Annotated in this window: 11 protein-coding genes; 4 read left to right on the top strand and 7 right to left on the bottom strand. The window is 63.0% G+C overall.

Annotation, left to right across the window (positions count from 1 at the left end; all coding sequences use genetic code 11):
• The first annotated feature begins 19 nt into the window (after positions 1-19).
• Positions 20-472: a DUF3618 domain-containing protein gene (locus B5D38_RS10360; protein ID WP_078708353.1), complete on the top strand. Its 453-nt coding sequence runs from the start codon at positions 20-22 to the stop codon at positions 470-472.
• Positions 473-565: 93 nt separating this feature from the next.
• Here the strand turns inward: B5D38_RS10360 and B5D38_RS10355 are convergent, their stop codons facing one another.
• Positions 566-1240, bottom strand: coding sequence for a helix-turn-helix domain-containing protein (locus B5D38_RS10355; protein WP_078708352.1), 675 nt, complete (start codon positions 1238-1240; stop codon positions 566-568).
• Between the two features lie 162 nt (positions 1241-1402).
• Between B5D38_RS10355 and B5D38_RS10350 the strand changes: the two genes are divergently transcribed.
• The 3 genes from B5D38_RS10350 (at position 1403) to B5D38_RS10340 (ending at position 4150) form a co-directional block, all read left to right on the top strand.
• Positions 1403-2929 carry a PAS domain S-box protein gene (locus tag B5D38_RS10350; protein WP_245319099.1) on the top strand — a complete coding sequence of 509 codons (1527 nt, stop codon included), beginning with the start codon at positions 1403-1405 and terminating at the stop codon, positions 2927-2929.
• Positions 2919-3536, top strand: coding sequence for a response regulator FixJ (gene fixJ / locus B5D38_RS10345; RefSeq protein ID WP_078708351.1), 618 nt, complete (start codon positions 2919-2921; stop codon positions 3534-3536). The genes B5D38_RS10350 and fixJ overlap by 11 nt, the downstream gene beginning before the upstream one ends.
• A gap of 188 nt (positions 3537-3724) precedes the next feature.
• Positions 3725-4150 carry a response regulator transcription factor gene (locus B5D38_RS10340; RefSeq protein WP_165690829.1) on the top strand — a complete coding sequence of 142 codons (426 nt, stop codon included), beginning with the start codon at positions 3725-3727 and terminating at the stop codon, positions 4148-4150.
• Between the two features lie 243 nt (positions 4151-4393).
• Here B5D38_RS10340 and B5D38_RS10335 read toward each other — a convergent pair whose 3' ends face one another.
• The 6 genes from B5D38_RS10335 to rlmB form a co-directional block, all read right to left on the bottom strand.
• Positions 4394-5332 carry an ABC transporter substrate-binding protein gene (locus tag B5D38_RS10335; protein WP_078708349.1) on the bottom strand — a complete coding sequence of 313 codons (939 nt, stop codon included), beginning with the start codon at positions 5330-5332 and terminating at the stop codon, positions 4394-4396.
• A gap of 147 nt (positions 5333-5479) precedes the next feature.
• Positions 5480-6484, bottom strand: a complete 1005-nt coding sequence (locus B5D38_RS10330) for an ABC transporter permease subunit (protein WP_078708348.1) — start codon at positions 6482-6484, stop codon at positions 5480-5482.
• Between the two features lie 53 nt (positions 6485-6537).
• Positions 6538-8079 carry a sugar ABC transporter ATP-binding protein gene (locus B5D38_RS10325; RefSeq protein ID WP_078708347.1) on the bottom strand — a complete coding sequence of 514 codons (1542 nt, stop codon included), beginning with the start codon at positions 8077-8079 and terminating at the stop codon, positions 6538-6540.
• Positions 8072-9361, bottom strand: coding sequence for an ROK family protein (locus B5D38_RS10320; RefSeq protein WP_078708346.1), 1290 nt, complete (start codon positions 9359-9361; stop codon positions 8072-8074). The genes B5D38_RS10325 and B5D38_RS10320 overlap by 8 nt, the downstream gene beginning before the upstream one ends.
• A gap of 458 nt (positions 9362-9819) precedes the next feature.
• The gene (hemN, locus tag B5D38_RS10315) at positions 9820-11169 is read right to left on the bottom strand and encodes an oxygen-independent coproporphyrinogen III oxidase (protein ID WP_078708493.1); all 1350 of its coding nucleotides are present in this window, start codon (positions 11167-11169) and stop codon (positions 9820-9822) included.
• A gap of 125 nt (positions 11170-11294) precedes the next feature.
• A complete protein-coding gene (gene rlmB / locus B5D38_RS10310; RefSeq protein ID WP_078708345.1) occupies positions 11295-12149 on the bottom strand; it encodes a 23S rRNA (guanosine(2251)-2'-O)-methyltransferase RlmB in 855 nt (284 codons plus the stop codon).
• Positions 12150-12184: the final 35 nt, after the last annotated feature.

Below are 12184 nucleotides of genomic sequence, written 5' to 3'. Positions count from 1 at the left end.
GCGTGGAAAGCCCGATTTGATGGACAGCGCCCCGAAATCAACCTCCGATATCGAACGTGAAGCTGAAAAGCAGCGCGCGAAGGTGGCCTCCAAGCTGGACGAGCTGCGTCTTCGTTTTTCGGCAGACGCCGTGCTTGATCGCGGTTTGAGCGAGCTGAAAGGCCCGCTCGGAGACCGACTGATCCGCGCGGCAATCGACAACCCGCTCGCCACCGTGATGATGGTGGCCGGCGCCGGATGGCTCTTCTACGACGCGACGCGGCCGCGCAGCGTCGAGGGGGCGCACGAAGGCGCGAGTTATCCGCCGCCAGCCCGGATGGAGGACCTCCATTATGGCGGGGATCAGCTGGTGCCCTACGACGATGCCCCGAAGGAGCCAAATCGGCCTATGGCCTCATCTCCAGCCGTTGCGCCTGAACCCGCCGCCGCGTCGCCGGCCGGCCAGAGTCCCCAGAACCGCAGCGGGCTTTGACTGTGCGAGATTAGGCCCGCGAGTTTGTTAGAATCAGAAAAGCCGCGTCGGTCCCGACGCGGCTGAACTTTTTATTGACGGCTTCTGCCTTGATCAGGCGGCCAGATGGCGCTTTGAATGAAGGTGGACGCGCCGAGCCGTTTGCAGAGTGATGGCGCCCGAGGCTTCGAGCTGCGAGAAGGTGCGGGACACGGTCTCGATCGTGAGGCCGAGATAGTCCGCGATGTCCTGGCGGGACATGGGCAGATCGATGATCTCATCGCTGCCGAGGCGCTCGGCCATCTCAGACAGAAACGTTTCGATCCGCTCCGAGGCGCACTTGCGGCCAAGCAGCAGCATCTGGCTCTGCGCCCTTTTCAGATCATTCGCGGCAACGGCCCAAAGCTCGTTGGCAATGGCCGCGTCCTGGCGCGAGGTCGCGACGAGGGCAGCGCGTTTGATGGCTCGAAGTGTGCACCGGCCGAGGCTCTCTGCGCAGAAGGAGTGGCTCTCGCCCGGCTCGAACCCGAACACGTCGCCCGGGAGGTGGAAGGCGCCGATCTGGCGGCGACCGTCGCTGAGCAGCTTGCAGCTTCTCACCACGCCGGAAACCACCTGATAAACGTAATCGGCGGAGTCTTCCTCAGCGTAGATTTCCGCGTTTGGCCCGTACACCATACGAACGCCAGCGGTTGCAAAGACGTCCGCGAGCAGGGTATCGCTTGCGCTATCGCTCGGCTGGAAGGAAAGGACTTCCCGGCGACCGGAGATTTGGATTGCGTCAAGCATGGAGCGTTCCTCACCAAGAGCGAATGACAAACTGATACGCAGAAGATCGCCTTGCGGAAATTCCGGTCTTGTCCCTAAGGGATATTACGTAGTCGGCGATCGACCTTCATTGCCTTGCCGAAGGCGACGGAAATGGGCCGGAAGGGCCAGGAAATCTTAGACATGTCCTTGTTCCCGCCCTCAATCATGGCTTCGGATTGGACCGATCGAACGGCCGTGCCCTTCGCACGGCGTTGGGGACCGTTCGCCGTGGCGGTGCTGGCGGTGCTGGCGACCGCTTTTTTCCGCTATCTATTGTCCGGCTTTTTTGATGAGCGGGGCGATTTCATCGCCTTTATCCCCGCGGTGCTGATCGCCACAGGGCTCGGAGGGCTATGGCCGACGCTTCTGGCTACGGGGCTCAGCCTCGTCTTCGGGAGCGCGCTTTTGTCGGAGCGATTGCTGCACACTCCCTCAGCGCTCGCGACCGCCGTGACGTTCGCCGTCTGTGGAGTGGCTGCCGGGCTGCTCGGTGAGTGGCTACTGCGCGCCAGACAGGCGGCCGACGCCACCAACGCCATCCTCAGGGCGAGGGAGGCGCACCTGACGTCCATCCTCGAAACCGTACCCGACGCGATGGTCGTGATCGACGAGCGCGGCATCATGCAGTCGGTCAGTTCTGCGGCGGAGCGACTCTACGGCTACGATGCAAGCGAATTGATCGGCCGCAACGTCAAGATGCTGATGCCGACGCCCTACCGCGAAACCCACGACAGCCACCTGGCGCACTACCGCGCCACAGGAGAGCGACGGATCATCGGGATCGGTCGCGTCGTCGTTGGCGAACGCAAGGATGGCTCGACTTTCCCGCTCGAACTGGCTGTGGGCGAGATGGATTCCGGCGGAAGACGCTTCTTCACCGGCTTCATGCGCGATCTCACGGAGCATCAGAAGGCCGAGGCGCGCCTGCAGGAGCTTCAGTCAGAACTTGTTCACATGTCGCGGCTTACGGCCATGGGCGAGATGGCGTCCACGCTGGCCCACGAGCTGAACCAGCCCCTTTCGGCTATCGCGAACTACCTGAAGGGCTCGCTGCGGCTTTTGGAAAAGGAAAATGTCGATGGACGCGCGGAAAAGCTGGCGACCGCGCTATCGCTTGCTGGCGAGCAGGCGATGCGCGCCGGCGAGATCATCCGGCGCCTGAGGGACTTTGTGGCGCGGGGCGAGACCGAAAAGAAAGTCGAGCGCGTGACCAAGCTTCTGGAGGAATCGAGCGCGCTGGCGCTGGTCGGCGCGAAGGAGCGTGGCATCCGCGTTCACTTCGAGGTCAGCCCTGAGGCTGATCTGGTCCTGGTCAATCGGGTTCAGGTCCAGCAGGTTCTCCTCAATCTCGTGCGCAACGCCATCGATGCCATGGAAGAGAGCGAGACCCGCGAACTCGAGATTTCGGCCAAGGCGACGTCGACCCAGATGGTTGAGGTTGCGGTGACGGACACCGGCCCCGGAATTGTGCCGCATGTGGCGGAGCAGCTCTTCCAGCCTTTCGTGACGAGCAAGGAAACCGGCATGGGCGTCGGCCTTTCCATCTGCCGCACGATCATCGAAGCTCATGGCGGTCAGATATGGACCGAGCCGCGTTCTGGCGGTGGCACCATTTTCCGCTTCACCATTCCAGCGGTCGGCAGCGAGGAAGTCGAACATGCCTTCTGAATCGACGGTCTATGTCATCGACGATGATCAGGGCGTGCGCCACTCACTGTCCTTCCTGCTTGAGACGGCTGATTTTGACGTGCGAACCTTCGATTCGGCCAGTGCCTTCGTCGCGGATTTGGACGCGCTTGAGCCGGGATGCGTGATCACGGATATCCGCATGCCGGGAATGAGCGGTCTGGACCTGCTCCATCATCTGGGAAATTTGCCCGTGCCGCTGCCGGTGATCGTGATCACCGGCCATGGCGATGTTCCGCTTGCGGTCGAGGCGATGAAGAGCGGCGCCATCGATTTTCTGGAAAAGCCCTTCAATGACGAGCAGTTGTTGAGGGCTGTTCGCACCGCGCTTGAGCGCAGCGATGCCGAACGGCAGCGTGAGGAAGAGCGTCGTGAGGTCGAGGAGCGAATGGGTCAGCTGACGTCTCGCGAGGCGCAGGTGCTGCAGGGGCTCGTCGCGGGCCATGCCAACAAGCGCATCGCCTTCGACCTCGATATCAGCCCGCGCACGGTCGAAATCTACCGGGCCAACGTCATGACCAAAATGAACGCGGCAAGCCTGTCGGATCTTGTGCGCATGTCCCTGCTGGTCGACGGGGGATCGAAATAGCGGATTCGAACACCGAAGCAGTTGCATTCAGCAACTCTTCGTTGGGTGCGGCCTCGCTTTTCAATCCATTTCGATGGTTCGGCTAACGTCTTTCCTTGAGCCAAATCAAGGCGAGGTATGCAAAGCTGATGTCTTTGCCCATAGCGCCGATCTTCGGCCGGGCGGGCAGACAGCAGTCGGTTTCAAACATGGCACTCATCGATCAGCCGGGCCGTCCGGTGGTTCTGGTCATCGACGATGACGGAGCTGTAAGAGGTTCCCTTCAGTTTTCGCTGGAACTGGAAGGATTTGAGACGGCTGTCTACGCCGATGCCGACGAGTTCTTCACGGGTGGTGCCGTTCCGGCCATGGCCTGTGTCGTTGTGGACTATATCCTGCCGGGGCTGAACGGGCTCGAACTGGTGGAAAGGTTGCGGGCCGAAGGCTCGGCCTGTCCGGCGATTCTGATCACCAGCCAGCCGAAGGCGAGCGTGCGTCGCAAAGCTGCGCAGCTCGATGTGACAATCATCGAGAAGCCTCTGCTTGGCAACGCGCTGGTGGAGGAGATCAAGCGCTCCCTGGAGACCCTCTCGGACCGCTTGGTGCCGGTGAAAGCTCTGGGGTCGAAGGCATAGTCGCAGATCATGTAAGGGCGGGCCGCCGGAGGCCCGATTGATCTGGATTTCAGGACGCTGTTTACCGTCGCGAACACCGCCGCTTTCGTAGGCCGCGATGACGACCATGCATTTCGCCGGGCGAATGACCGCCGTGCGACAGCCTCCTGTGCCGGCAGTTCCAAGGAAGAACTTTGCGGTGTTCGAGAGCCAGCGCGTTGCCGGCTCTCGGAAGAGTCTCAGTCGAAAGCTTCGCGCTCCAGATCAGTGCGAGGTCCAGCCTTCGTACTTGTCGACGTTGTCGCGCGTGACGAGCTTGGACGGCATCAGGATTTCCTTCGTCTCGGGCTGCTTGCCGTTCATGATGTCGTAGCCGATTTCAACCGCCATTTTCGCCATCTTGTAGGGGTCCTGGCTCGCCGAGGCTTCGATCTGCGTATCGCCCTTGAGTGCCGCCTCGATGTCCGGGGCGCCATCGACGGAGGTGATGATGATGCCCTTGCGATTGAGCTGCTTGGCCGCAAGATCGGTGCCGATAGCCTGCGGATCGTTGATGGCGAACACGGCGTCGATCTCGGGGAAGCGGGTCAAATGACCCTGCATCACGTTCAGGGCGCCTTCGCGAGAGCCCTTGGCGTCTTGATCGTCCGAAAGCACCTTGATGTCGGGGTTCTTGGCGAAGACCTGCTTGCAGCCCTTCACGCGATCCACCACGGCCGAAACCTGGGGGCCATTCTGGATGATCACGTTGCCTTTGCCGCCGAGCTTGTCGACGATGTACTGGCAGCTGATCTCGCCGGCCTGAACGTTGTCGGTCTGGACGGTCGCGTCCACGCCGTCGGCGCCGACGTCCACGGCCACGACGACCACGCCGGCAGCCTGCGCCTTCTTGATCGCGGGAGCGAGTGCGTGCTGGTCGGCGGCGTTCAGCATGATCATATCAACGCCCGAGGCGATGAAATTGTCGACTTGGGTGACCTGCTTGCCAAGGTCATAATCGAAGCCGAGAGCCTGGACCTGAACGTTGGGATTGATCTCCTTGGCCTTGTCCTCCGCGCCCTTGGCCAGGGCGACGAAGAACGGATTGCCCATCGACCCGAGTGAGATGCCGATCTTGTTGAGGTCCTTGGCCTCTGCGGCCCCGATGCAAAGGCTTGCGGAAAGAACGCCGGCAAGAGCGGCGAGGATTGATTTCTTGAGCATAACGCTTCCTCCGATGGTTGCTCGCGAAAAGCCGGCGTCCGTTGGGGATGTCCGGCGTTGAGACCCCGGCGCCTCCTCTTTGGGCGCTGGGATTGGGGGCGAAGGGCAGGGCTGTCGCAGAGCTCTTCGCGAAAACTGGACAAGGGATCAGGTGTGGGCCGAGCCGGCCAACCGATAGCGGTCGAGCGCGACGGCGCCGATGATCACCAGACCTTTGATGATGAACTGCCAAATGTCCGAGATGCCGATCAGAACGAGGCCGTTGGACAGGACGGCGATGATCAGAGCGCCGACGAATGTGCCCCAGATGGAGCCGATGCCGCCGACGAACGAGGTGCCGCCAAGGATGACCGCGGCGATGGCATCGAGCTCGTAGGACTGGCCGAGCTGCAGGCCGTTCGCGGCATAGAGGCGGGCGGTCTGCATGATGGCGCCGATGCCGGAGAAGGCGCCCGACACCGCGTAGACGAACAGCAGCACCAGCGGCACCTTGATTCCGGCGAGGCGCGCCGCGTTCTCATTGCCGCCCACCGAATAGATGTGAACGCCGAGCACGGTGCGTCTCAGAATGAACCAGGACAGCAGAATCACCGCGAAGGCGATGATCACGAGCCATGGAATTCCGAAGATGTCGCCATTGCCGATGACGGCATAGTCGAGGCTGGGGTTGAAAACGGTCTGGTCGCTGCCGAGCAGGCGGGCGAAGCCGCGAACGGCGGTCAGCGCGCCGAGGGTGACGATGAAGGGTGGCAACCGGACGAAGGCGACCAGCGACCCGTTGAGCATTCCGATGATGAGACCGAGCAGAATTCCGGCCGGGATCGCCAGAAACGAAATGTCGGGAATGTTCGACACGATGAGCGCGACCATGGACGAGGCCGCCAAGATCGATCCCACCGACAGGTCGATGCCACCCGATAGAATGACGAACGTCATGCCGGCCGCGAGCACCATGTTGACCGATGCCTGCTGGGCGACGATCGAAAGGTTCTGGACCGAAATGAAACGGTCGCTGAGCAGCTGGAAGATGATGGCGAGAATGATCAGTACTGGCGCCATGCCGACCGTGCGCATGACGGATTGAAGCTTGGCGCGATGGCTCGTCTTGGCCGTATCCTCGCCGATGACGGCGGTTCCGCTCTTATCGCTCATAGTCTCAATTCTCCGGGTTCCCGTTGCGGGTGCGGATGGTTACATCGAGTGTTTCAGGCGGCTGTTGCCGTCTTGGCGCCAGTGGCCAGTTCCATGATCGCTTCTTGTGTGATGGGCGCTTCGGCTGTTCCCGTGATCTCGCCGGCTATCGTGCCGTCGCGCATGACGAGCACGCGATCCGCCATGCCGACGACCTCGGGCAACTCGCTGGAGATGACGAGAATGGCCACGCCGCGCTGGGCGAGTTGGTCGACGAGACGGTAGATTTCCGACTTGGCGCCGATGTCGACGCCGCGGGTTGGCTCATCGAGGAGCAGCACCTGCGGCTCGGTCTCGATCAGGCGGGACAGCAGCACCTTCTGCTGGTTGCCGCCGGAAAGGGTTCCGACATTGACCTTCGGCCCGGCAACGCGGATCTGGAGGGCCGCGATCGCGTCTTTCGCCCGTTCGGCGGCACGTTTCAGATCAAGAACGCCACCTGCCTTGGAGTCGCGGCCAATGACGGCCAAGTTGATGTTGTCCTGGACGCTCATATCGAGGAAGAGGCCCTGCGCCTTGCGATCCTCGGTCAGGTAGACGATGCCTCGTGCGATGGCCGCACCGGGCGAGCTTGCTCCCGCTGGCTGGCCGCGCAGCAGCACCTCGCCATGCGTCGCGCGCTCTGCGCCGAAGATGAGGCGGGCGAGTTCCGTGCGTCCCGAACCGACCAGGCCGGCAAGGCACACGACCTCGCCGGCGTGCACCATGAGTGAGGCCGTCTTGACGCGCCTGTCGTCGCCGAGATCGCGCACCTCCAGGACGACATCGCCGATATGGGACTTCTTGTCGTGCTCTTTCGTATAGAAGCCGGACAGGTCTCGCCCAACCATCATTTTGACCAGCCGCTCCGCCGACAGCTCGTCGCTCGACAGGGTGCCCACATAGGCGCCGTCGCGCAGCACGGAGACGCGGTCCGCGAGCTCGTAGATCTCGTTCATGCGGTGGCTGATGTAGATGATGGCCAGCCCTTCGCGCCGCAATTGACGGATGAGGTCGAAGAGGCGGTCTGTCTCGCGCGAGGACAGCGCCGTCGTCGGTTCGTCCATGACGAGGATGCGGGCCTTGGCATGAACGGCGCGGGCGATCTCGACGAGCTGGCGCTCGGCGATCGATAGGTCCGCGACGAGCGTCCTTGGCTTGAAATTCGCTCCAAGCCGCTCGAGGACCGGCGCTGAGCCTTCTTCCATCGCGCCGCGGTCAATCATGCCGTTGGATCGTGGCTCGCTGCCGAGATAGATGTTCTCTGCCACGGTGAGATTGGGAGAGAGGCTGAGCTCCTGATAGATGACGGCGATGCCGAGCCGCTTGGCGGCGAGAGGTCCATCGATCGTCACAGGCTGCCCGAAAAGGCGAATTTCTCCGCCTGGATCGGCGCGATAAGCACCGGACAGGATTTTCATGAGGGTGGATTTGCCAGCGCCGTTCTCTCCCATCAGCGCATGAATTTCGCCGGGGTAGGCGGTCAACTGAACACCGCTCAGCGCTTTGACCCCAACGAAGGTCTTGCGGATGTTGCTCATCTCCAGGATGGGCGCGAGGGCGGGCGTTTCACTCATTTGCGAAGTCTCCAGCTGCCGCATCGAAGTGGGAGGGCCGTTCGTCGAAACCGGGCCAGTTGCGATTGCCGCGTCGGGTCAGGATGTCCGCGTGAGGACTGAAGTTGAGGTGCAGCGGCAGTGTCGCCGCGCCGATCGCGCTGGCATCCTGGCCGAGCCGCCCAAGAAGAAGTTTGGGCGGCGGTCGCAATTCTGCGGCCTCGGCCGCCATCCGCGCCTCCAGGCGATCAACCAGACGCTTGGTGATATCCAATGGAAGGTCGCCATCCACCACCGCGGCCGTCGTATCGAGAACCGAACAGGCGGCGAGGAGAGCCGGCGTCAGCGCTTCGCAGCCATCGACGATCCATTCTTCCACGGCTGCCGGGGCGACGGAGGCCGCTTCCGCGAGGTCGTCGAGTCCGGTGACCACATGCCCCGACCAGCGAAGATGGCGCACCAGGGAGCTGACAGAGGCCCGGGAGAGCAGGATGTCCCAGGTCTTGTCGGTTGGCGGCGCCGAGGGAAGCGAGGAGGGGCGCACCGGCATCATGCCGATATCGCCGGCATTGCCGTGGGCGCCGCGAAGATAGGCGCCCTGGCTCACGACACCGCCGCCGATCGCCGGGCCGATGAACACGTAGAGGAAATCATCGAGCTTTCTGCCATGACCATAGAAGAGCTCGGCTATGGTGCCAGCGGTACCATCGTTTTCCACGACGACGTCGAGATTCGTCGCCTCGCCCAACGCCGTGCCGATATCGAAGCCCTCCCATTGCTTGAAGGAAGGGGCGGGAAGCGACAGGCGGTCGAGCCATGCTCCCAGGTCGTATGGTGTCGCCAGCCCGATTCCGACGAGGCGCTCGCGCCGCCCCGGAAGATGATCGAGAAGCTCGCCGATGTCGGCGATGAGTAGCCCCATCGTCTCTGCTGGCGAGGGGAGGTCCAACGTGTGGACGTGCTGAGCGATAGGCGCGCCGGTGAAATCCACGAGCACGGTTTTGATTGTCGCGCGGTCGAGGCGAATGCCGATGGCATAGGCCCCATCGGGATTGAGCGACAGCATCGTGGGCGGTTGGCCCCGGCCGCCTCGCCGTTTTCCCAGCGTCGATACGAGGCCGGCCTTTTCGAGTTCCTGAACGATGACGCCGGCGGCGTTGTTGGTGAGGGAGGCGATACGCGCCAGATCGGCCTTGGACGCTTCGCCCATCCGGCGCAGCGCCGCCAGGATCACGCGCTCGTTGAATCGGCGCACCTGACCGGAATTCGAGCCTTGCCCAAGACCCGCGCTCGCATGTGACATCCTCTCCTCCCAGCGACCCTCTGAACGGGGTTTTGATTGTGCCGGCTCCTCCTACTTATTAATTCATCATGATTTAAAAAACAAGAGAGCTCCAGGTGGGCTCCGGGCTGGAGTTGTCGATGCGATGTTGAAAGGCTCCTCCGCCTCGCTCCCATGCTGCGGCCCTGGCTTTCTCCCTGCTACCCCGGCGGATGAGATGTCCTCCGAGGTCGCAATCCATGACGCTGCTGGTGCTTATTCTGCCGCCGCCGCCGTCGGCTTGTCGATGGCGTGCAAGGAAAAATTGTTTCTCGGGCCCGGAATCGGGCCTTCAGCTCAGCGGCGAATCACCGTTATGCGATTGGCGGCTTAGGAGGAGGGCGGGCGGCGGCGAGGGTCCTTGCTCGAGCGAAGACGTCGCAGATCATCACTTCAAGCAAGGCGACGCTGGCGTCTGTGCTCTCGTGCGCCCCCGCCGATCAGACGGCGATGGAGTGCCGGCCCTTGCCGTCGCGGAGATAGGTATCGAAGGTCGCGGCGATTCGGCGGACGAATGGCCTGTCCTCTTCGTTGACTCGCAGGAGATCGCCGTCGAACTCGACGAGTTCTCCGACCTCGCCGGAGGAAAGCTGTGCCAACTCCCATTGGATGGCGGCGGCATCTGCTCCGAACCTGGCCGAGAGCTCGGCCGAGGAAACCTCGAAATCGCACATCAGCCGCTCGATCAGAAAGGCTCGCACAGTGTCTTCCGTGGAGCGGGCGACACCCTTGGCGATCGGCAAGCGTCGCTCTTCGACCGCACGGCCCCATTCGCCGATGGCGACGATATTCTGAACATAGCCTTGCGGAAACGAGCCGATGGCCGAGGGACCAAGACCGATCAGGCAGGCGGTCGCGTCCGTCGTGTAGCCCTGGAAATTGCGGTGAAGCCGCCGCTGGCGCGCTGCGATAGCGAGACTGTCCTCGGGCAGCGCGAAGTGATCGAGGCCAATCCGCTGATAACCGGCGGCGACAAGGCGATCGGCCGCCGCGAGAGCATCATCGAAGCGCTCCACCGCACCCGGCAGGACAGCCTCGTCGATGAGCTGCATGTGCTTCTTCATCCACGGCACGTGCGCATATCCGAAGAGGGCGATTCGATCGGGTCGCAAGCGGATCACCGAGTCGACAGTGGCGAGGAGGCGCTCCTGGGTCTGATGCGGCAGTCCATAGACGAGGTCGCAGTTGAGCGAGCCGACGCCGCGCCGGCGAAGCCCGTCCACGGCCGCGCGAGTCACCTCGAAGCTCTGGTGACGATTGATGGCTTTTTGGACGATCTCGCTGAAATCCTGGACGCCGATGGAGGCGCGGCCGATGCCGGCGTCGGCGAGTGCGTCGAGCTTTTCCTCTGTCAGGTCGCGTGGATCGATCTCAACGGCCAGCTCGGCATCGTCTGCATAGGGAAAGGCCGCGCTCAGACGCGTCGCGAGACGGCGTGTGTCGTCCGGTGTCAGCATCGTGGGCGAGCCGCCGCCCCAGTGGATGTTGGAGACGGAGACGCCGGCGGGCAGAAGCGCCGCCACCATCTCAATTTCCCGTTCGACTTGGGTCAAATAGGATGCGACGGGTTCGTAGCGCAGTGTGTGCTTGGTGTGACAGCCGCAAAACCAGCAGAGCTGGTCGCAATAGGGCACATGAACGTAGAGCCCTATCCTCGTGCCCGGCTGAAGCGTCGATAGCCACGCGCGATACGTCTCTCCGGTCACGCCCTCATGGAAATGGGGCGCGGTCGGGTAGCTCGTGTAGCGCGGCACGGGCTTCGAATTGGCGAGGATTTTTTCAGCGTTCATGGCGGCAAGGAAACAGGATCGATCGCGGAGGTCGTTGATATGGAACAAGGATCGGAGCTTGTTGCGCGCCGCGCGCGATCGCAGCCGAGCCCCGCGACGGAAGTCGCGGAGCCCTGGTCTTCACCCTATGGGCGTGCCAGAAAATGGCGCGCGGCATAGAGCGCGATGGCTGCCGCGTTCGAGACGTTGAGGGAGCGGATGGCCCCCGGCATGTCGAGGCGCACCAACGCGTCGACGGTCTCGCGCGTCTTCTGGCGCAGTCCCTTGCCCTCGGACCCGAGAACGAGGGCGATTCGCCGGCCCGAGAAAGCTGTTTCGATTTCGCTTCCGCCATCCGAATCAAGGCCGAGCGTCTGGAATCCGGCTGCCGACAGTTCTTCCAGCGCGGTCGCGAGGTTCGTCACCTGGATGTAGGAAACGAGCTCCAGGGCGCCCGAGGCAGCCTTGGCTAGAACGCCCGACTCCTGCGGTGAGTGGCGGGCGGTCGTCACGACGGCACCGGCGCCGAGCGCGGTCGCCGAACGCAGGATCGCGCCGACATTGTGCGGGTCCGTCACCTGGTCGAGCACCAGCACGAGATCGGTTTCGCCGAGCGCATTGAGGCGGCGTTGCGGAAGCGGTTCGACCTCGAGCATGAGGCCTTGATGAACCGCCTCCGAGCCGAGCTCGCGATCCAGGAGCCTGGGCTCGACGATCTCCAGCGGGCAGGGCAGGGCGTCCTCGGCGATCTCCAGCCGGTTCAGCGCGTTGCGCGTCGCAAGCAGGCGGCGGCATCGCCGCGCCGGATTCTGCAGGGCCGCCGCCACGGAGTGAAGCCCGTAGAGGCGCACCAGATCGGCAGGTACCGGCTGTCCGGGCTGCGTCGGCCTCTTTGTCGGCGCACGTCCAGGCGCTGCCTCGCCACGGGAGCGGTCGCGATGCGCCCGGCGAAGGCGGGCATAATGGCTATCTTTGGGTGTTCCGGCGTGTTCGTCACTCATGGCGCGTGATTACAATGGTGTGGATGATCACACAA

The organism is Consotaella salsifontis (assembly GCF_900167365.1).
Lineage (GTDB): Bacteria > Pseudomonadota > Alphaproteobacteria > Rhizobiales > Rhizobiaceae > Consotaella > Consotaella salsifontis.
The sequence above is the reverse complement of the archived record's forward strand: the minus strand, read 5'-3'. Positions and strand labels throughout refer to the sequence as shown.

What these genes read in the sequence shown, in the direction of transcription:
- B5D38_RS10355 (WP_078708352.1), bottom strand. Translation starts at nt 1,240, where the DNA reads ATGCTTGACGCAATCCAAATCTCCGGTCGCCGGGAAGTCCTTTCCTTC.
- fixJ (WP_078708351.1), top strand. Translation starts at nt 2,919, where the DNA reads ATGCCTTCTGAATCGACGGTCTATGTCATCGACGATGATCAGGGCGTG.
- B5D38_RS10330 (WP_078708348.1), bottom strand. Translation starts at nt 6,484, where the DNA reads ATGAGCGATAAGAGCGGAACCGCCGTCATCGGCGAGGATACGGCCAAG.
- B5D38_RS10325 (WP_078708347.1), bottom strand. Translation starts at nt 8,079, where the DNA reads ATGAGTGAAACGCCCGCCCTCGCGCCCATCCTGGAGATGAGCAACATC.
- B5D38_RS10350 (WP_245319099.1), top strand. Translation starts at nt 1,403, where the DNA reads ATGTCCTTGTTCCCGCCCTCAATCATGGCTTCGGATTGGACCGATCGA.
- B5D38_RS10320 (WP_078708346.1), bottom strand. Translation starts at nt 9,361, where the DNA reads ATGTCACATGCGAGCGCGGGTCTTGGGCAAGGCTCGAATTCCGGTCAG.
- rlmB (WP_078708345.1), bottom strand. Translation starts at nt 12,149, where the DNA reads ATGAGTGACGAACACGCCGGAACACCCAAAGATAGCCATTATGCCCGC.
- B5D38_RS10335 (WP_078708349.1), bottom strand. Translation starts at nt 5,332, where the DNA reads ATGCTCAAGAAATCAATCCTCGCCGCTCTTGCCGGCGTTCTTTCCGCA.
- B5D38_RS10360 (WP_078708353.1), top strand. Translation starts at nt 20, where the DNA reads ATGGACAGCGCCCCGAAATCAACCTCCGATATCGAACGTGAAGCTGAA.
- hemN (WP_078708493.1), bottom strand. Translation starts at nt 11,169, where the DNA reads ATGAACGCTGAAAAAATCCTCGCCAATTCGAAGCCCGTGCCGCGCTAC.
- B5D38_RS10340 (WP_165690829.1), top strand. Translation starts at nt 3,725, where the DNA reads ATGGCACTCATCGATCAGCCGGGCCGTCCGGTGGTTCTGGTCATCGAC.